Source organism: Mesorhizobium sp. M0862, assembly GCF_040319795.1.
Taxonomy (GTDB): Bacteria; Pseudomonadota; Alphaproteobacteria; order Rhizobiales; family Rhizobiaceae; genus Mesorhizobium.
The window spans coordinates 241,677-260,630 of the sequence record NZ_JAMYOJ010000007.1; the positions used below are offsets into that span (position 1 = coordinate 241,677).

General features: G+C 63.0%; 17 protein-coding genes. 7 read left to right on the forward strand and 10 right to left on the reverse strand.

Going from position 1 to position 18,954, the window contains the following annotated elements; genetic code table 11:
* Genes NKI15_RS13720 through NKI15_RS13730 form a run of 3 tightly spaced genes read left to right on the forward strand, consistent with a single transcriptional unit; the run spans position 1 to position 3,859 of the window.
* Entirely contained in the window at positions 1 to 492 is a 492-nt protein-coding gene (locus tag NKI15_RS13720; protein ID WP_023730815.1) for a (2Fe-2S)-binding protein, read from the forward strand.
* Complete coding sequence (locus tag NKI15_RS13725; RefSeq protein WP_023825013.1) at positions 489 to 1,481, forward strand: FAD binding domain-containing protein; 993 nt, start codon at positions 489 to 491, stop codon at positions 1,479 to 1,481. The genes NKI15_RS13720 and NKI15_RS13725 overlap by 4 nt, the downstream gene beginning before the upstream one ends.
* Positions 1,478 to 3,859 (forward strand): xanthine dehydrogenase family protein molybdopterin-binding subunit, encoded by a 2,382-nt coding sequence (locus NKI15_RS13730; protein ID WP_352445296.1) that lies wholly within the window; start codon positions 1,478 to 1,480, stop codon positions 3,857 to 3,859. The genes NKI15_RS13725 and NKI15_RS13730 overlap by 4 nt, the downstream gene beginning before the upstream one ends.
* A gap of 164 nt (positions 3,860 to 4,023) precedes the next feature.
* Here NKI15_RS13730 and NKI15_RS13735 read toward each other — a convergent pair whose 3' ends face one another.
* From NKI15_RS13735 to NKI15_RS13750, 4 genes are all read right to left on the reverse strand, one after another.
* Positions 4,024 to 5,124, reverse strand: a complete 1,101-nt coding sequence (locus NKI15_RS13735; protein ID WP_352514796.1) for an ABC transporter ATP-binding protein — start codon at positions 5,122 to 5,124, stop codon at positions 4,024 to 4,026.
* Positions 5,125 to 5,138: 14 nt separating this feature from the next.
* Positions 5,139 to 7,343 carry an ABC transporter permease gene (locus NKI15_RS13740; protein WP_502898692.1) on the reverse strand — a complete coding sequence of 735 codons (2,205 nt, stop codon included), beginning with the start codon at positions 7,341 to 7,343 and terminating at the stop codon, positions 5,139 to 5,141.
* Between the two features lie 90 nt (positions 7,344 to 7,433).
* On the reverse strand, positions 7,434 to 8,459 hold the full coding sequence (locus NKI15_RS13745) for an ABC transporter substrate-binding protein (protein WP_023706271.1): 1,026 nt from the start codon (positions 8,457 to 8,459) through the stop codon (positions 7,434 to 7,436).
* Positions 8,460 to 8,520: 61 nt separating this feature from the next.
* A complete protein-coding gene (locus NKI15_RS13750) occupies positions 8,521 to 9,354 on the reverse strand; it encodes an inositol monophosphatase family protein (protein WP_050587730.1) in 834 nt (277 codons plus the stop codon).
* Positions 9,355 to 9,572: 218 nt separating this feature from the next.
* Between NKI15_RS13750 and NKI15_RS13755 the strand changes: the two genes are divergently transcribed.
* The 3 genes from NKI15_RS13755 (at position 9,573) to NKI15_RS13765 (ending at position 13,243) form a co-directional block, all read left to right on the forward strand.
* Positions 9,573 to 10,592 (forward strand): LacI family DNA-binding transcriptional regulator, encoded by a 1,020-nt coding sequence (locus NKI15_RS13755; protein WP_031208759.1) that lies wholly within the window; start codon positions 9,573 to 9,575, stop codon positions 10,590 to 10,592.
* A gap of 37 nt (positions 10,593 to 10,629) precedes the next feature.
* On the forward strand, positions 10,630 to 10,815 hold the full coding sequence (locus NKI15_RS13760; RefSeq protein WP_023684018.1) for a hypothetical protein: 186 nt from the start codon (positions 10,630 to 10,632) through the stop codon (positions 10,813 to 10,815).
* Positions 10,816 to 10,900: 85 nt separating this feature from the next.
* The gene (locus tag NKI15_RS13765; protein ID WP_352514797.1) at positions 10,901 to 13,243 is read left to right on the forward strand and encodes a response regulator; all 2,343 of its coding nucleotides are present in this window, start codon (positions 10,901 to 10,903) and stop codon (positions 13,241 to 13,243) included.
* Here NKI15_RS13765 and NKI15_RS13770 read toward each other — a convergent pair whose 3' ends face one another.
* The 6 genes from NKI15_RS13770 to NKI15_RS13795 form a co-directional block, all read right to left on the reverse strand.
* The gene (locus tag NKI15_RS13770) at positions 13,244 to 13,996 is read right to left on the reverse strand and encodes a Stf0 family sulfotransferase (RefSeq protein WP_352514798.1); all 753 of its coding nucleotides are present in this window, start codon (positions 13,994 to 13,996) and stop codon (positions 13,244 to 13,246) included. It abuts the gene before it with no gap.
* 80 nt (positions 13,997 to 14,076) lie between these two features.
* A complete protein-coding gene (locus NKI15_RS13775; RefSeq protein WP_352514799.1) occupies positions 14,077 to 15,213 on the reverse strand; it encodes a sterol desaturase family protein in 1,137 nt (378 codons plus the stop codon).
* A 164-nt stretch (positions 15,214 to 15,377) separates the two neighbouring features.
* Positions 15,378 to 15,920, reverse strand: a complete 543-nt coding sequence (locus tag NKI15_RS13780; RefSeq protein WP_352514800.1) for a chloramphenicol phosphotransferase CPT family protein — start codon at positions 15,918 to 15,920, stop codon at positions 15,378 to 15,380.
* An 8-nt stretch (positions 15,921 to 15,928) separates the two neighbouring features.
* Positions 15,929 to 16,786, reverse strand: a complete 858-nt coding sequence (locus tag NKI15_RS13785) for a lytic transglycosylase domain-containing protein (protein WP_023832024.1) — start codon at positions 16,784 to 16,786, stop codon at positions 15,929 to 15,931.
* Between the two features lie 3 nt (positions 16,787 to 16,789).
* On the reverse strand, positions 16,790 to 18,043 hold the full coding sequence (gene ispG / locus NKI15_RS13790; protein WP_023693643.1) for a flavodoxin-dependent (E)-4-hydroxy-3-methylbut-2-enyl-diphosphate synthase: 1,254 nt from the start codon (positions 18,041 to 18,043) through the stop codon (positions 16,790 to 16,792).
* A gap of 287 nt (positions 18,044 to 18,330) precedes the next feature.
* A complete protein-coding gene (locus NKI15_RS13795) occupies positions 18,331 to 18,510 on the reverse strand; it encodes a YdcH family protein (protein WP_023684024.1) in 180 nt (59 codons plus the stop codon).
* 239 nt (positions 18,511 to 18,749) lie between these two features.
* Here NKI15_RS13795 and NKI15_RS13800 point away from each other — a divergent pair, with 239 nt between their 5' ends.
* On the forward strand, positions 18,750 to 18,953 hold the full coding sequence (locus NKI15_RS13800) for a YdcH family protein (protein ID WP_023673103.1): 204 nt from the start codon (positions 18,750 to 18,752) through the stop codon (positions 18,951 to 18,953).
* The last annotated feature ends 1 nt before the right edge of the window (position 18,954 follow it).

Genomic DNA, 18,954 nt, shown 5'->3' on the forward strand with positions numbered 1-18,954 from the left:
ATGCCAGAGCCCCGACAGCTAGCCTTGGACATCAACAGCCGGCGCCACCAGTTTAATCTTGATGTACGCGTGACTCTGCTGGACGCACTACGCGAGCATGCCAACCTGCCCGGCACGAAAAAAGGCTGTGATCATGGGCAGTGCGGCGCCTGTACCGTCCACGTCGACGGCGAGCGGGTATTGAGCTGCCTGACGCTGGCGGCCCAGGTCGAAGGCCGTCAGGTCACGACGATCGAGGGCCTCCAGGCTGCCGACGGCGTGATGCACGCAGTCCAGACCGCGTTCATCGAGCACGATGCATTCCAGTGCGGCTATTGCACCCCCGGTCAGATCATGTCGGCCGTTGCATGCATTCGTGAGGGCCACGCCGATACGGACGAGGACATCCGCGAATACATGAGCGGCAACATCTGCCGGTGCGGCGCTTACCCCCATATCGTCGCCGCGGTGCGCGATGCCGCCAGCCGCCTGAAGAAGGAGGCAGCACTATGAGACCTTTCGAGTATCTCCGCGCCAAAGATGCCGCGAGGGCGCTTGCCGAGGCTACCAAGCCAGAGACAAGATTTCTCGCCGGTGGGACCACGCTTCTTGACCTCATGAAGCTGAATGTCGAGCGTCCTGCGCGGGTGGTCGACATCACGCGCCTTCCCGGCCTGGACACGATCGAGGTATCGGCGGATGCCATTCGCATCGGTGCGCTCGCCAAGATGAGCAAGGTCGCCGACCACGCCGATATCAAGCAGGCTGCGCCGGTGCTTTCCGAAAGCCTGTGGCGCGCTGCCTCGGCACAGCTGCGCAACATGGCGTCCATCGGTGGAAACTTGATGCAGCGAACCCGTTGCACTTACTTCCGCGACCCGGGCGCTTATTCGAACTGCAACAAGCGCAATCCAGGTTCCGGATGCGCTGCCCTTGGCGGCGTCAACCGCAACCACGCGGTGCTCGGCACGAGTGACGCGTGCATAGCAATCTACCCCGGAGATTTTGCGGTTTCCCTGGTGGCATTCGACGCCACGGTCATCATCCGGGGAGCTTCCGAACGCAAAATTCCCGCCGACGAATTCTTCCTGCTCCCTGGCGATACCGCACACCTTGAGCATAATCTGTCGCCCGGAGAGATGATCGTCGGGATCGAGATCCCGCGTTCGGCAGCCCTGGAACGCTCGCATTATCTCAAGGTCCGGGATCGCGCGTCGTACGAGTTCGCCGCGGCCAGCGCCGCTGTCGGAATCGAATTGGAAGCCGATGGCAAGACAATTCGCGAAGTACGCATTGCGGTCGGCGGCCTCGCCACCAAACCCTGGCGCCTGCGCGCCGTCGAAAATTTGCTCAAGGGAAAGACGCTCGACGAGGCGACGCTTCGAAGCGCCTCGTCAGCCGCCGGCGACGGCGCGAAGTCGAGCGGACACAACGCATTCAAGATTGAACTGGCACCGAAGGTCGTGGCCCGCGCCCTGATGACGGTAGGAGGTATCGCATGACACATGGTAACGCGTTCGAACTCAACCGCCGCACCGTCTTGAAGCTCGGCGCCGGCGTAGCCGCTGTCGCTCGCGCCGCTGTCGATCTCTCGTCAAAAGCCGTTGCGGCTGAGACCGTCCCCGCCAAGGCGCCAGCTCTCGGTGCCAGGCTTTCCCGCGCCGAAGGCCCGTTGAAAGTAGCCGGGCAGGCTCGCTATGCGATCGAGCAGAAGCTGGAGAACCTGGCCTATGGCGTTACCGTCCAATCGACGCGGCCGGCAGGGCGTATCGTCAGTATCGATACGTCGGCCGCCAAGGCTCTACCGGGTGTCCTGGATGTCTACACCGCGCAGAATTCCCTGAAGCTCAACAAGCCGACCGTCTACAGCAAGGGCGGCGGAGCGACCGAGGAATTTACCCCAATTCAAGACGATGTGGTCCGTTTCAACGGCATGCATATCGCGCTCGTGGTCGCAGAAACCTTTGAGCAGGCAACGGAAGCGGCAAGTCTTCTCAAGATCGAATATGAGGACGGCGACCCTATTCTCGACATCAACGATCCCAAGGCAAAAGTGCAGCCCATCGATGAGATGGGTGCCGCGTGGGGCGATGCGGCGACAGCGTTGGCCAATGCCGAGGTCAAGGTAGACGTAACTTACACGACGTCACGCGAATACAATGTGCCGATGGAGCCGCATGCGTGCATCGCTTCCTGGGAGAACGGGAAAATCACCGTCTGGGAGCCCAGCCAGTGGGTTGGCGGGGCACGGAGCGTCGTGTCGGAATGGCTCGGCATCGGCATCGAGAATGTGCGGGTGATCTCGCCTTATGTCGGCGGTGGGTTCGGGTCCAAGATCGGGGCACATCCGCATGTGGGGCTGGCTTGCGCGGCCTCGCGGAAACTGGGCAGGCCGATCAAGGTTTCTCTCACGCGGCCGCAGACCTTTACCGGCCTTGGCGGCCGACCGGCGACACGGCAGACACTCTCAATCGGAGCCTCGAAGGACGGAAAGATAAGCTCGATCGTCCATGAGAGCTGGAACGAGACGGCGATTGACGAAGTCCATATCGAGGCTTGCAACAATGTGACGAAGATCATGTATGCGACGCCGAACTTTTCTTCGCGTCTCAACGTCGTCCCGGTCAATACGGTCCAGCCCGGCTGGAAACGGGGCCCCGGCGAAAACCCCAGTGCCTATGCTGTGGAAAGCGCGATCGACGAGCTGGCGTACGCGCTCAGCATGGATCCGGTCACGCTGCGCCTTGCCAACTGGGCGGAGACGGATCCCAGCAATGGGATGAAGTGGAGCACTCGACAGTTAGGCGAAGCCTATGCCGTGGGCGCGGAAGCCTTCGGCTGGTGGAACCGGAACCCGGCCCCTCGCTCGATGCGCGAAGGCCGCGAGTTGATCGGTTATGGAATGGCCGCCGGGTCATACCCCATGATCCGTACCGCGAGCGAAGCCAAGATCGTACTCCATGCCAGTGGACAGATCGAAGTCCTCAGCGCGGGCACCGACATGGGAACGGGGACCTATACCATTCTCGCCCAGACAGCGGCTGACGCATTGGGCGTTCCTGTTGAGACAGTCGCGGTGCGGCTGGGCGATACCCTCCTCCCCAGATCGGCGCTCGCAGGCGGTTCCCAGCAGGCCAACAACCTGACGGGAGCGGTGGACAAGGCGGCCAGGAATGCACGGGACGCCTTGCTGGCGCTTGCCGCATCCGATCCGAAGTCGCCGCTGGCAGCCTCGAAGGCGACTGACCTCACGTTCGAAAACGGCTCGGTGCAACCGACCCGACGGCCGAACGGCGGTATCGGCATCGCGGAACTCTTGAAGGCAGTGGGCAAAGACAAACTGGAAATCGAGGGTAACACCTTTGCTCCCGGCGCCACCGAGGAGATGAAGAACGGAGCTGACCGCAGTTTTGCACAGTTGAAGGGCGCTGTGGAAGGAGGCGTCTCGGCCCATAGCTGGTGTGCGCATTTCGTGGAAGTTCGGATCGATGAGGATTTTGGCACGATCCGCGTCAAGCGCATGGTCTCGGCATTCGATAGCGGCAGGATCTTCAATCCGAAGCTTGCGGAAAGCCAGTGGATCGGCGGTATGGTCATGGGTCTCGGGCAGGCTCTCCTGGAAGAAGGTTACGTCGACCAGCGAGACGGGCGCACCATCAACGCGAATTTTGCCGACTACGCCGTCCCGGTTAACGCCGATGTGCCCGACATCCAGGTGATTTCGGTTGGAATTCCGGACATGCAGGCAACCGCTCTTGGCGGCAAAGGCGTCGGCGAGATCGGTGTCGTAGGGGTCGCACCTGCGATCGGTAATGCCGTCTTCCACGCGACCGGCAAACGCATTCGAAGCCTTCCGATCACGCTGGAAAAGCTCGTTTGAGTTCGGTCGATGCGCCCTTGGTGATCCACAGGCTCGCAACAGGCGAGCATGCAAACAGAACGATCTAAACCCAATGCAAACTGGAACGCTAATCCCTGGTCGCCGCCTGTTGTGACGCGTCACCAAGCAACGCCAGACAGTGTGCAACGGTTTTCCCGGCGCGTTCAATCGTCTTTGATCAGCACGATCTTCGCCGGATCGAAATCGATCCCGACCATCGTCCCTTCCGCCACGGCGGGTGTGACATCAGGCGATGTCGCGAACAGTTCGACCGCCGGATCGCTGATCGCGATGCGGTATTCCATGTGGTCGCCGAGATACGAGCTCTTGACCACCCGGCCCTTCATGGTGCCCGCTGGCTGGCCGGGCAAGATGCGCACGGCATTCGGGCGCACAGCGAGCATCGCCGGCCCCGGAGCGTTACCGCGACCCGGCATGTCGAGCAGCAAGGGTCCGACCTTGACCCTTGCACTGGTCGCATTGCTGGAAAGCACCTCGACGTCGAGCAGATTGGCGTCGCCCATGAAGTCGGCGATGAAGCGGTTGGTCGGCTCGTTGTAGAGGTCGCGCGGCGTGCCGTCCTGGGCGACGCGAGCGGCGTTCATGACGATGATGCGGTCGGAGACGGCGAGCGCCTCTTCCTGGTCATGCGTGACATAGACCATGGTCAGCGCCAGATCTTGCTGGAGACCCCGGATTTCGTCGCGCACGCGCCGGCGCAGCTTGGCGTCGAGATTGGACAGCGGCTCGTCGAACAGCAGCACCTTCGGCTCCAGCACGATGGCTCGCGCCACCGCGACGCGCTGCTGCTGGCCGCCGGACAATTCGCTCGGCTGGCGCTTCTCGTAGCCGGACAGGCCGACAAGCGACAGCTTTTCGGCGGCGCGCTCGGCTGCCTGCGCCTTGCCAAGCCCCATAGCCCGCAAGCCGTAGCTGACATTCTCCATCACGTTCATGTGCGGGAACAGCGCATAGGACTGGAACACCATGGAGACATCTCGCTCGGCGGCGGACAGCAAGGTGACGTCCTTGTCGCCGATCAGGATGCGCCCGGTGCTGGTCTGTTCCAGCCCGGCGATCAGCCTGAGCGTCGTCGTCTTGCCGCAACCCGAGGGCCCGAGCAGCGTCACCAGGCTGGCCGGCGCGATGTCGAAGCTGACATTGTCGACGGCGATCACCGCGCCGTATTTCTTGGTGACGCCCTCGAACCGCACGGCCGGCCTGTCCGTGACAACCGGGGCAGCATTCTTCGCCGTCTGATCCACGCCGCTTCTCCCCATCAGATTGCTGCCACAACGGCTTCCGGACCAGGCCGGCGCCGGCCGAGCCGGCGTTCGCCGACCAGCAGCTGGATGCCGATCAGGATGACCATCATGACGACGATCATCACCGCCGAATAGACAATCGCGATGCCGTATTCGCCGACATCTGCGCGCCCGACAATGTAGACCGTGGCAAGGTTGAACCGGCCGCTCGCCAGGAAGATGACGGCGCTGACCGCCGTCACCGCGCGCACGAAACTGTAGATCATCGCGGTCACGATCGCCGGCTTCAGGATCGGCAGGATCACCCGCCGCAAGGTAGCAAAAGACCGCGCCCCAAGCGTCAGCGATGCCTCGTCCAGGCTCTTGTCGATCTGGCCCAGATTGGCGAGCCCGGCACGGATCGCCACCGGCATGTTGCGGAAGATGAAGGAGATCACGATGATCAGCCCGGTGCCGGTCAATTGCACCGGCGGCACGTTGAAGGCAAGGATATAGCTGACGCCGATTACCGTGCCGGGAATCGCGAAACTCATCATGGCCAGGAACTCGAACATGGTGCGCCCGGCGAAACGCTGCCGGTCGAGCAGATAGGCCGTCAGGATGCCGAGCGCCGCGGTGAACGGCATCGCCACCAGCGCCAGGCCGATGGTCATCAGCAGCGACGGCCAGGCCGAGCCGCTGAAAAACCAGCCATTGACGCCTTTCTCGATCGAAAAGGCGGTGAGGAAATATTCGAGCGTCGGCGTGTTGTCGCGCCCGATCGATTGCACGAAACCGCCGCTCAGGATGATGCCGTAGACCACGATGGTCAGAACCAGCCACGGAACGACGGCGGCGTAGCAGCCGATCCGCAAGGCCTTGGGCAGCGTCGCCGGTACGCCGCCATCGCCCTTGCCTGCGACGGTGACGTAGCTGCGGCTGCCGATCCAGCGGCGCTGGATGACGAAGGCTGCCAGCGTGAACATCAACAGCACGATCGCCAGCACCGCCGCGCGGCCCTGGTCGTGCGCCGCGCCAACCACCGCGAAGAATATATCGGTCGACAGCACGTTGAAATTGCCTCCCAGCACCAGCGGATTGGCGAAATCGGCCATGCTCTCGATGAACGAGATCAGGAAGGCGCTGGCCAGGCCCGGCCGGATCAACGGCCAGGTGACGGTGCGAAACGTCCGCCAGCGACTGGCGCGCAAGGTCTGCGACGCCTCCTCCATGCTCGGGCTGACCCCTTGCAGCACGCCGACCAGAACCAGGAAGGCGATCGGCGTGAAGGCCAGCACCTGCGCGATGGTGATGCCGGCCATGCCGTAGATCCAGCGGCTGCGCGGAATGCCGAGATGCACCGACATGAGGTTGGTGACGATGCCGGCGCGGCCGAACAGCAGGATCAGCGCCAGGCCGATGACGAAGGGCGGCGTGATGATCGGCAGGATGGACAGGCCGCGCAGCAGCCATTTGGCCGGCAGCTTGGTGCGAAGCGCAATCAGCGCCAGAGCCAGCCCAAGCGCCGTGCAGAAAAAGCCGACGAGGACTGCGATCGCCACCGTGTTCCACGCCACGCCGCAGGAGCCCTCGCCATAGAGGCAGCGCAGGCTCCATATGTTGGCGCTGAAGATCTTTTCGACGAACAGCGCCGGCACGACATTGCCGTCATTGTCCTTGATGGCGGAGGTGAGGATCGACAGCAGCGGATAGGCGACGAACAGGATCAGCGAAGCAATCACGATTGAGAGCGAGCCGACGACGAAGCGGTCGCCCTTGCACCAGCCGCGCGCGGCGAGCGCCTCGGCGATGAACATCAGCATCGCCACGGCATAGAGCGCAGCGCCCCAGCCGAGCCCCGGCTGCATCGGTCCCGGCGTGCCGGCGATCTGGGTAAGCAAGCCAAATCCCCAGCCCGAATGGATGATGGAAAAGCCTTCGATGGCCAGCCACAGCAGGCCCGCCGCGCCTGCAATCGCAAGGCTCTTGGGTTTGTTGCGCGCCACCAGCCAGCTCGCCAGCAGAAGCGGCAGGACAAGCGGCAACAGCCAGGGCCGGCCACCGAGCGCCAGGATGATGGCCGGCGTCGCATCCGTCGGCTGTGCCAGCCAGTCGAACGACAGGAAGCCGCCTTCGACCTTGTACCAAGGCAAGAGCACGAAGCTCGCCCACGCGGCCATTACCCAGGCGAGCGCGCTGCGTCCAGGAGCGGAACTGACCATGGAACCGGCCGCGGCCATTCAATGTCTTTCTGTGCCAAAGGATGGTGCGCCAGCTGCCGCGAAGGGCAGCCGGCGATCAGATGCTAGAGTGAGCACGAAAGAACGCGCTCAGCCGCCATTGCGGACCTCGTCGGTGAACTTCTTCAACAGCCGCTTGCGTTCGGCCGACGAGCCGTATTTGGCGAAGTCGTAGTCGATCAGCTTGATCTTCGAGAGGTCCGGCGCCTCGGGCGGCACCGGCGTGGCGGTGTTCGACGGGATCTGGAAGCTGCCGTTCGGCGCCGCGAGCTTCTGCGCATCCGGGCTCAGCGCCCAGTCGTAGAATTTCTGCGCCTCTTCGACATGCTTGGCGCCCGTCACGATGCTCATCGAGCCGATCTCGAAGCCGGTGCCCTCGCAAGGCGAAACCACCTTCACCGCCGGGTTCTGCTTGGCCGCGTTGATGACGTCGTGCTGGAAGGAGATGCCGATCAGCGTCTCGCCCTTGCCGACGGCGAGTGCCGGCGCGGCCCCTGCCTTGGTGTATTCGGCGATGTTCTTGTTGAGCTGCTTGAGATAGTCGAATGCCTTGTCCTCGCCCATCAGCTGGACGATCGTGGCAAGCATGGTCCAGGCCGTGCCCGATGAATTCGGGTCGGCCATCTCGATCTCGCCCTGGAATTCCGGCTTGACCAGATCGGCCCAGCACGCCGGCGCGGTCAGCCCGCGCTGCTTCAGATCTTCCTCATTATAGCCGTAACCGAGCGCACCGAGATAAATGCCGACCGTGCGGTTCTTCGACCTGTCGGCCTGCTTCAGCGCCCAGTCGCGCAAGTTTGCCAGTTGCGGCGACTTGTATTCCTGGGTGAGGCCCTCTTCCGCCGCCTGCAGATGCGGGTCGCCGGTGCCGCCCCACCAGATATCGGCTTGCGGATTGTCCTTCTCGGCCCGGAGGCGGGCGTAGATTTCGCCGGCGCTCATGCGGGTCATGTCGACGCTGACGCCCGTCTCCTTCTGGTAGGTGGTCGCCATCGCCCGGCACCAGGCCTCGTCGACGGCGCAATACATTGTGAGGCTGCGGTCGGCCGCCTGGGCGGCACTCGCCAATCCGAACATGGCCAGCGCCGCGCCAAGGCCAAGCCAGGCGGCGCGCAAGCCTTGCTTACTGTCAAATGTCTTCATCGATATTCCTCCCTGTCTTCTCACTGGAAACGATCTACCCGTCGTCGAGCGGCACTCCGATCACCTGGGACAATGTCGCCGCAACGCCGGGTGCTGCCGCTAGCACGGGATTGCCCTTCGCCATGCCGTCGCCGTCGAGGAACCGGTTCACACGGCCGCCGGCCTCCTCCACCAGCAGCAATCCGGCCAGGCAGTCCCACGAATTGATGTGCAGCTCGGCATAGGCATCCGAGCGGCCGTCGGCCACATAGGCCAGCCCAAGCGCTCCGGAGCCGGAGCGCCGCACATTGGCGCCGAGTGCCCAGACAAGGCTCACCTTGTCCAGATAGTCGCGATTGGGAATCCTGGGCGACCAGCCGAACTCGACAAAGGCGCGGTCGAACGCTTGCGTCGGCGACACATGGATCGGCGCGCCATTGCGCGTCGCGCCCTGCCCGCGACGGGCAAAGTACGTTTCGCCGATGGCCGGATTGGCAATGCCGCCGATCTCGCTGCGGCCGTTCTCGACGAAAGCTATCGAAATGCAGAAATGCGGAATACCGCGCATGAAATTGGCGGTGCCGTCGATGGGGTCGACGACCCACATGCGGGCAGAGCCCATGCCACCGCCTTCCTCGCCCAAAAACCCGTCCTGCGGAAAAGCCTCTGCCAGCGTCGCGCGGATGTGCTCCTCGACCTTGCCGTCGGTTTCAGTGAGAAAATCCTGCGGGCCTTTCATCGCCACCGGCTGGACGGCGCCCTGCCGGGCATAGCCTTCCATCGCCAGTTGCCCGGCCGTGACAAGCAGTTTCCGGCAGACCTCGGCACGCCTGTCCATCTCGGCCTTGGACAGCCGGTCCGCCTTCGGATGCGCCGCCGCCCTGCTCATGCAGCCGGTCCGGACAATCGCGCCCTCAAAGCCGTCTTCGGCGAAATGGACAGGGTATTCCTCCGATGCCACTCTTGAGCCGGCTTGTATTGCACGGCTGTGCAAAGCTGTTGCATTCGGCCATGCCTGTCAAGTGCGGTGGGTGGCAATGGCAGAAGAGTTGCATTACATTGCACGGGCGTGCAAAGAATCACGAAAACAGCAGCGAGAGCGTTCGCTTGACGGTTCCGAGAATCCGCACCGGTTTTTCCAGCGCCCAGCAGGTTGCCGACCTCGCCGGGGTTTCACGCTCGGCCGTGTCACGTACCTTCACGCCCGGCGCTTCCGTTTCCGGGGAAACCCGCGAGCGGGTGATGCTGGCGGCCGAGCAACTCGGCTATCACGTCAACCATCTGGCTCGCGGCCTGATGCGGGCTTCGACCGGCATCGTCTGCCTCATCGTTGCCGATGGCGACACGCCCTATCATGCCCGCCTGCAGAAGGCGCTGACCCAACATCTGCGGGACGCCGGCAAAATGGCCATGGTGTTCAACACCTCCGGCCCCAGCCACCATGTCGACCAGGCGCTGCGCAACACGCTGAACTATCGCGCCGATGCGAGCATCGTTCTGTCCGGCTCGCCGCCGCAGTTGCTGATCCGCACCTGTCTTGAGAACGGCCAGCGGCTGGTGCTGATCAATCGCGATGACCGCTTCGACGGCCCGCACAATATCGGTGTCGACAACGCTGCAGCCGCAGAGGCAGCGCTGCATGCCTTCATCCGGGCCGGCTGTACCCGCCCCGCTTTGGTGACCTCGGCTGCCGGCACGCCCAGCCTGCTCTCCCGCGAAACCGCCTTCCTTACCGCCGCGCAGAAGGAAGGGCTGGAGGTGACCGTGTGGCGCGAGGGCCGCACCGGCTATGCCACCGGAGCCGATGGCGCCAGGCGACTCTTTTCCGGCCGGCAGCGGCCGGATGCGGCGTTCTGCGTGACCGACCTGATTGCGTGCGGCTTTCTCGATGCGGCCCGCCACGAGTTCGGCATCAGCGTACCCCGCGATCTCTGCGTCATCGGCTTTGACGACATCGAACAGGCCGACTGGGCCTCTTACCGGCTGACGACGTTCTCGCCGCCGATCGAGGAGATCGCCAGGCGCGCCGTGCGGCTCGCGACCGGCGCGCGGGAGGAGGCTGGCAGCCGCCTGATCTGCCATGCGCCCATGGTCTGGCGCAGCACGGTGAGGCCGGGCCAGGGCTGATGCGAAACATGTGTCGGTCAAGACGGGAAACGTACTGATGTCCAAGAAAAAGGCCAGGAAGACCCGCCAGGCGGCAAGACCGGTGGAGATAGCTGTAGGCCCCGAAATCCGGAGCATGATGCGCAAGTTCGGCCTGACCGAGGAAGAAGCACTGCGCATGATGCGCGAATGCGATGCCACCCTCTATGGCGCCAACTCCGGGCACGTGCAGCCAGGATCTTGACGGCCCGCCAGGCGCGAACGGAATTTTAATGTAAATCAAGCGTAATCCCGACCGTTAAAATGATGCGTATGTGTTGGGGTTGCGCATGCCGGAATATTCTTTCTTCATCCGCTCGATCCGGATCCGCTACATCTCGGGATTGCTCATCTTTGCGCTGGCTTCCACCGCGGTGATGTTTGCGCTCAATCGCGTCAATTCCTTCCGCCACGACATCGACGCGCTGAGCAGCAATCTCGTCGTCTTCACCCGCGACCTGCGCAACGCCTCCAGCTTTGCCGAAACCGCCAGCACGACCTGGCGCACCGAAACCCGTGACGGCCTTGCCGCCGCCGCGCGCGGCCATTCGCAACGCCTGACCGGCGAGATCGAAACACTGTCCGCGGAGTTGGCCGCGATCAAGCCGAGCCTGTCGGCCAAAACGCTGGACGAACTCTCGTCGGCCGCCGTCAACGGCGACCTGTTCTGGTCGTCGCGTGACATCGTGCGCAACTTCAACCTGATGTCGGCGGCGCAACAGACCGACGAATGGAGTTCGCGCGAAATCCTCAACCAGAACGACCTGTTCGTCCAGCCGATGCTGGTGCGTGTGCGTACCGCCATGGATGGCGAACGCCATCTGGCCGACGCCTCCAGCGACAGGCTGCTGTTTTGGGCAAGCGGCCTTCTGTTCGCGGTTCTGGCCATCGTTGCCCTCTGGATCTTCCGGCCGATGGAAAAGGCGATCCGCCGCGCCTTCACCGAATCCGCCGCATCCTTGTTCAAGGCCGAAGCGGCCGATCGCGCCAAATCGGAATTCCTGGCCAATATGAGCCATGAGATCCGCACGCCGATGAATGGCGTGCTGGGCATGGCCGAACTGCTCGCCAAGACCGAGCTTAACGCGCGCCAGAAGACCTTCACCGAAGTCATCGTCAAGTCCGGCAATGCGCTGCTCACCATCATTAACGACATCCTCGATTTCTCCAAGATCAATGCCGGTCAGCTGACGCTTGATCCTGCACCCTTCCGGCTTGCCGAAGCGGTCGAGGACGTGGCCACACTGGTGTCGGCGCGCGTCGCCGAAAAGAACCTCGAGCTGATCGTGCGTGTCGACCCGCGCCTGCCTGCCCATGTCGTCGGCGATGCCGGACGGTTCCGTCAGATCGTCACCAATCTGCTCGGCAATGCGGTGAAGTTCACCGAGAAGGGCCATGTGCTGATCGATGTCGGCGGCGAGGTGGTCGACGGCCTGGTCCAACTCAAGGTCCGCGTCGAGGACACAGGCATCGGCATTCCTGCCGAGAAGCTCGAGAACGTGTTCGAGAAATTCGCGCAGGTCGACGGCTCGTCGACGCGCCGCCATGAAGGCACCGGCCTCGGCCTTGCCATCGCCGCCCGCCTCATCGACCTGATGGGCGGCAAGATCGGCGTCGAAAGCGAGATCGGCCGCGGCTCGGTGTTCTGGTTCGCCGTGCCGCTGCCGGCGCATCAGCAGGACACGCGCAACGAGGTCGTGCCGGTCGATGTCACCGGCGCCCGCGTGCTGGTCATCGACGACAACCCGGTCAACCGCGAGATCTTGCTGGAACAGCTCAGAAGCTGGAGCTTCGACTGCGCGGCCGCCGAAAGCGGCGCCGTCGGCCTCGCCTTTCTAGACCGGGCTAGCCAGCTCGGTGCTGCGGTCGACTGCATCATCCTCGACTACCAGATGCCCGGCATGAACGGCGCCGATGTCGCCAAGGCGATTTCTGCCGACAGCCGTCTCTCCGCCATCCCGGTGGTGCTGCTGACCTCGGTCGATCAGGTCGATTTCGGCAAGATGGTCATCGATTTCGGCATCGCCGCGCATCTCACCAAGCCGGCACGCTCGGCCATCCTGCTCGGCACCGTCATCTCGGCCATCCAGAAAGCGCGGGCCCAGATCGGCAAGGCCCAGTTTGTTCGCGAGCCTGTTGTTCCGCAGGCGGCACCTGTGGCGCCACCCGCCTTCACCGTCATTCGCGGCCCGGCAATTCCGGCGGCCACAGTGCCTGAATCGATCGCCACGCCAAACGGCCCGATCGATATTCTGATCGCCGAGGACAATGACGTGAACCAGCTGGTGTTCGGCCAGATCCTCAATGGGCTTGGCCTCAGCTACCGCATCGCCAGCAATGGCCGCACGGCCGTCGAGATGTACCGGGCGCTGCGGCCGAAGCTGATCCTCATGGACGTCTCCATGCCGGAGATGAACGGCTACGAGGCGACCCGCGCCATCCGGGCGGCGGAGGCAGCGAGTGGCAATCACACACCAATCATCGGCGTCACCGCGCACGCACTGAAGGGCGACCGCGACAAATGTATCGAGTCCGGCATGGACGACTATCTGCCCAAGCCGGTGTCGCCCGACCGTCTCGGCAGCAAGATCGGCACCTGGCTCAGCGAAACGGTAGCGGTAAAGAGGGCTTGATCAAATCGCCGCGTCCAGATGATAGCGGCGCATCCAGTCGAGGCTGGTCTCGTCGGAGAGCTTGGCGACGCCCGGCTTTACGTCGGCGGCATTCGGCGCCGGAACGCCCAGGGCCTCGCAGATGGATGCCAATGCCGCTGCCGGATCGGCTGACAGGCGCTCATAGCCGATGCGCAGCGGGACGATCCCCTGCTCCGCGAACCAGACGTTCCAGCCCGCGTCATAGGCTTCGAGTTCGGCAAGCTCGCGCTGGATCCGCTTGAAATCGTAGCGGGGTTCCTGCGGCGGTGCGACTCGTTCGATCTCGGTTCCGTCGGGCGCGATGTGCCAAAGCCCGGTCTGCTCGGCCTTGATCAGCGACACCGCCTGCGCCAGCTTGTTTTCGCGCGAAAGATGGATGTAGAGGATACGGCCGAAGGCCTTTTCAAAGCGTGCTTTGTCCGATGGCAGGTCTGGGTAGATCCGGTCGAGGATGGCCGAGAGTTCACCCAGGTTCTCCCGCATCAGGCGCAAGCCGAAGACGGCTGTTCCGCCCTTTCCCGCGCTGATTGCCGCCTTGAGGTAGGCGACATCGAAGTCATGCGCGCTCATCGTCTCGGGATGCGGCAATTTCCACTCTTCGGCCCATTCCGCCTTGTCCTGCCGCCGGTAGAACGAGTGCGGATCGCCGGCTGTTTTCGTCGAGGCCAGAAGGCCGCACAGCAAGGTGCTTCCGGTTCTCGGCGTGCCGCAGATTATGTAGCCGTCACGCATCTCGGGGCTCTGTCGCTTGTCATGGATTGGGCTAACCTCGCCAGGCGCGGTGACACGCGCGCTTCGCGAAGGACTCCAGTCTAGCCGCGCCGGAAGGGATAGAGGAATTGCTGCCAGTATCCGTTCGGAACGGGATGTCCGTGAATGCCGTAGCCGTTCGGCCAGCGCCCTTCGGGCATATGATGGGTGCCGAACAGCCGGTCGAGCAGCGGGAAATGGATGGCGAAATTTACGTCGATCGCTTCTTTTTCGAGGCCGTGATGCCAGTGGTGGTAACGCGGCGACACCAGCACCTTTTCGACTGGACCGAAACTGGTTCCGATGTTGGAATGGATGAACGACGAATAGACGTAGACGATCAATATATACGTCTGGATAGCCGATTCATCGAACCCCAGCACGAACATCGGGGTGGCCGTCAGGCTGCGCAGCACGATGATTTCCAGGAAATGCATGCGCGCACCGGCAATCCAGTCCATCGACTTGGCGGAATGGTGCACGGCATGGAACTTCCACAGCCAGGGAATGCGATGAAAGGCCCGATGCACCCAATACTGGGCAAGGTCGGTCAGGAACATCACCGCCAGCAGTTGCACCAGCCACGGCAAGCCGTGGACCCAGGCGCGCACCGAACCAAGGGCGCCCTGTGAATTGACGAAGTTGGACGGCGCCAAGGTCAGGTAGGTCAAAATCTGCACCAGCAGCGACGAGACCAGATAGTAGAACAGGTCCTCGCGCCATTCGTCGCGGAACACGGTCTGATCCTTGTTGCGCGCGAAAAGACGTTCGAGCGGGACGAACAGCACACCCATGAACAAGGCGTTCAGGATGAAGAAATCGAGCCCGAAGAACACCCCGTCGATGTGCAGTTGATGGCGCACCGGAAGCATGCCGACCAGCGACGCCAGCAGCACAGTGAACATCGCTGCCGCGCCGAGCGTCTTTTGCCTGCGCAGCGTCATGCTGAGGATCGCCAGGATATAGCCGGAGATGAGGACGAAATAGAGCACCGGCTTGAAGAACAGCATCTGGTGGATGGGGGCCAGATCCGGCATCGATGTAAGCGACGGGTAGCGCAGCACGATGACCATCAGCAGGGCGGTGACCCCGGCAAGCAAGCCAATCGAGCCGGACAGCCAGCCAGAACCGAACGGCCGTTTGGCGCGCGGCGTTTCAAGTTCACCGACGACGCGTCCAAGGAAATTTGTCACCGGCATGATTTCCCCCGTTAACGGCCCCAAAGGTCTCGCCGGAAATTTCCACCCGTCTTACTACAGCAGGGCTCATAAATATTTAATCGACACGACTTTGCAGGCCAGAGACGGCTATCGGCTTTTGGGGCAATTGGTAAAAGCTGCGATCGTGTCAAAGACACCGGCCACTATAGTCGGAATCTTTCCTGGATGCGACGGGCGCATTCAAGCGGCGTCAGCCGGCTGGTGTCGACTTCGAGGTCGTAGTCTATGCCCCTGTGGATGCGTCCATATTGCCAGCGCGCCAGACCGGGCAGCCTGTCGGCGCGCGCGGCCTCGCGCGCTTCCAGCACCTCCAGCGGCGCCATGACGCCGACCAGATGCAGGTCAAAGCTCGACAGCAACTCGACATACTCCGCTATCTCGTCATTGAAGATCACGTCGTCGACAATGAGATTGTTGCCTTGCCCGGCGATGGCATGGCGCATGCCGCGCATGGTTCGCGCGCCGACCGGCCCGCTCCTGATCACCACCGACGGCTTGCCGTCTTCCAGCACGGTCTCAAAGGAAAACCCGTCGGCATGATCCTGCAGCGCCGGCGGCAGCATGTCGATGAAAGCATCCATCTGGACATGCAGGAAGGGCTCGGTGGCGATTGTTTGCAGCGCCCTGGCGATCGAGCTTTTGCCGGCGCTGCCGACGCCATTAAGCAGGACGATTTTGGCCGTCATGTCGCCCCCTATCGGTTGCGCACGACGATACAGGCGCCGCCGACGCTTTGCAGTTTCTGGCAGATGACGTTGGCGGCGGCACGGTCGTCGACGCCGATCCTGACGGCGTAGATGCCGCGTCGGCCGATCGGCGTGCGCACCCGGCTGACCACCGGGTCACGACCGGAAAGCAGCGCCGGAAACCGGCTCCTGACCCTCAGCCACTGATTGATCGCAGCTCCCCTGCGGAAATTGCCGGCCACCTGGACGCCCCATGGCTTCACATTGATCGAGGCCATCGCCACGGTTCTGGACATGATCACCGGCAGCTTGCGGCAGGCGACGGGAAAGCTGGTTTTCGCGTCGAGCGGCTCGATCGTTCCGGCGTAGGCGCTGTCGGAGAACTTGTCGGCCGGTTCGCCCATGATGTCGAAGACGTAGCTCTCGGTCTCCATGGGCAAGAAGCCGCCCGAACCCAGCCAGCGCGAAACGCGGCTCTCGCCGGCATTGTAGGCAGCCGCCGCCAGGCCGAGATTGCCGAAGCCGGTCTTCATTTCGGCGAGATATTTCGCCGAAGCCGGGATCGCCTGGTCGATGTCGAAAGGATCGGCCAGCCCGCGCATCTTGGCGGTGCTCGGCATGAACTGGGCGATCCCTTCGGCACCGACCGGGCTAACCGCATTGGGATCGAAGCGGCTTTCTTTCCAGATCAGCCGGGCGAAGTAATCCTTCGGCAGGCCGTTCCGCTCGGCATGCGTCTCGATCAGGTCACAGACATGGCCGATCAATCGTTTCGCCGCCGAGCGCGATTGCGGTGGATCGGCAAGCGCCTGTCCGGCACTCAGCCCGCAGAACAGGATCACACCGGCTTTGAGCAGCCCCCGCATGGCTCATTCGGCCGCGGCTTTGCCGTGCTGTCCAAACCGCTGCTCGATATAGTCGGCAACCATTTTTTCGAAATCGGCGGCGATCGACGGACCGCGCAGCGTCGCCGACTTCTTGCCGTCGACGAAGACGGGTGCGGTCGGCATCTCGCCGGTGCCGGGCAGCGATATGCCGATATCGGCGTGCTTGGATTCGCCGGGGCCGTTGACGATGCAGCCCATCACCGCGACCTTGAGGTTCTCGACGCCGGGATATTTCTCCCGCCAGACCGGCATGTTCTTGCGCAAATCGGCCTGGATGTTCTGGGCGAGCTCCTGGAACACGGTGGAGGTCGTGCGACCGCAGCCGGGGCAAGCGGCGACGATCGGCACGAACTGACGGAAGCCCATGGTCTGCAGCAGTTCCTGCGAGACCTGCACCTCGCGCGTGCGGTCGCCATTCGGCTCCGGCGTCAGCGAGATGCGGATGGTGTCGCCAATGCCTTGCTGCAAGAGGATGCCCATGGCAGCCGACGAGGCGACGATGCCCTTGGATCCCATGCCGGCTTCGGTGAGGCCAAGATGCAGCGCATGGTTGGAGCGCGTGGCAAGCTCGGCATAGACGGCGATCAAATCCTGCACGCCGCTGACCTTGGCCGACAGGATGATCTTTTCGCGGGCGAGGCCTATCTCTTCGGCCATTTCGGCCGACAGGATGGCCGACTGCACGATCGCTTCGCGGGTTACTTCCTGCGCCGTCAGCGGAAAGCCTTGGCGCTGGTTTTCGTCCATCAGCCGGGTGAGCAGCTCCTGATCGAGCGACCCCCAATTGACGCCGATGCGCACCGGCTTGTCATGCCTGATCGCCATTTCGACGATCGCGGCGAACTGGCGGTCCTTCTTGTCCTTGAAGCCGACATTGCCAGGATTGATGCGGTATTTGGCCAGCGCCTCGGCACAGGCCGGATGATCGGCCAGCAGTTTGTGGCCGATATAGTGGAAGTCGCCGACCAGCGGCACATTGATGCCGAGCCGCTCGAGCCGTTCGCGGATGCGCGGCACGGCGGCGGCGCTCTCGTCACGATCGACGGTGATGCGCACGATCTCGGAGCCAGCGCGATGCAAAGCCGCAACCTGCGCGACGGTCTGGTCGATATCGGCCGTGTCGGTGTTGGTCATCGACTGCACGACGACCGGCGCGCCGCCGCCGACGACCACGCCGCCGACATCGACGCCGACCGATGTCCGGCGCGCAAAGGGGGAGGAAAAATACCCGGTCATGCCGGCAGCCTCTTGATCACCCGAGCGACATACGTCCACGTCGACGCACGCTCAATCAGCTATCAGCGCATAGCGCTGAGGTTCGGGCATGAGGTGGAGGAGCAAAGATGGCTTGTCAATGGCGACAGACAAGCAGAGCCGCCAAATCGCAGCAGCGCGGTGACCCCACAGACGGGTTTCGCCAGCCAACAGTATCGGAATCAGTAGCAAAAACAGGCCTCCGGCGGCATGTCGCCACCGGAGCGATAGTCACGCGCCAAGGCGGCGCGTCTAATCCTGGAAGGGCGTCAGTGTCTCGTCGGTTTCGCCTTCAGTTTTTCAATCTCGTCCTTGAGTGCCAGCTTGCGTCGCTTCAGATTCACGATTTCGAGGTCGTCGACCGATGGATGGTTCATCGCATCGTCGATCTCGCGTTCGATATCACCGTGTTTCCGCTGCAACTCATCAAGATGGGATGCAAGAGACATGATTGGTTCTCCCTTTCATGGTTTCCTCGATTGCAGCCGTCAAAGGCACGTCCACCGCAGGTCGCATCTGTGACGGCACCATGACAGTCTGCCACCATCCGGCTGCGATGTCGAATGCTGCGTGGTAGCATTCCACGACAATGTGATATGTGATATTGGCTGCGCGCCGGCGGCAATTGATGCCGCCCCCGCCCAATCATGCCCATTGCCGGGCGCCGCAGACATGCAGACGGTAGAGAATGTCCGACCAGGAAAAGGCCGATGTCCGCCTCGAATTTTCCCGCCTGAAGCAGGAGCATGCCGATTTCGACGCGGCCATCAATGCGATGATCGCCATGGGCTGCGACCCCTTGCAGATCCAGCGCATGAAGAAGAAGAAGCTTTTCCTCAAGGACCGGCTGATGGCGCTGGAAGACAAGATCATTCCGGACATCATCGCTTAGC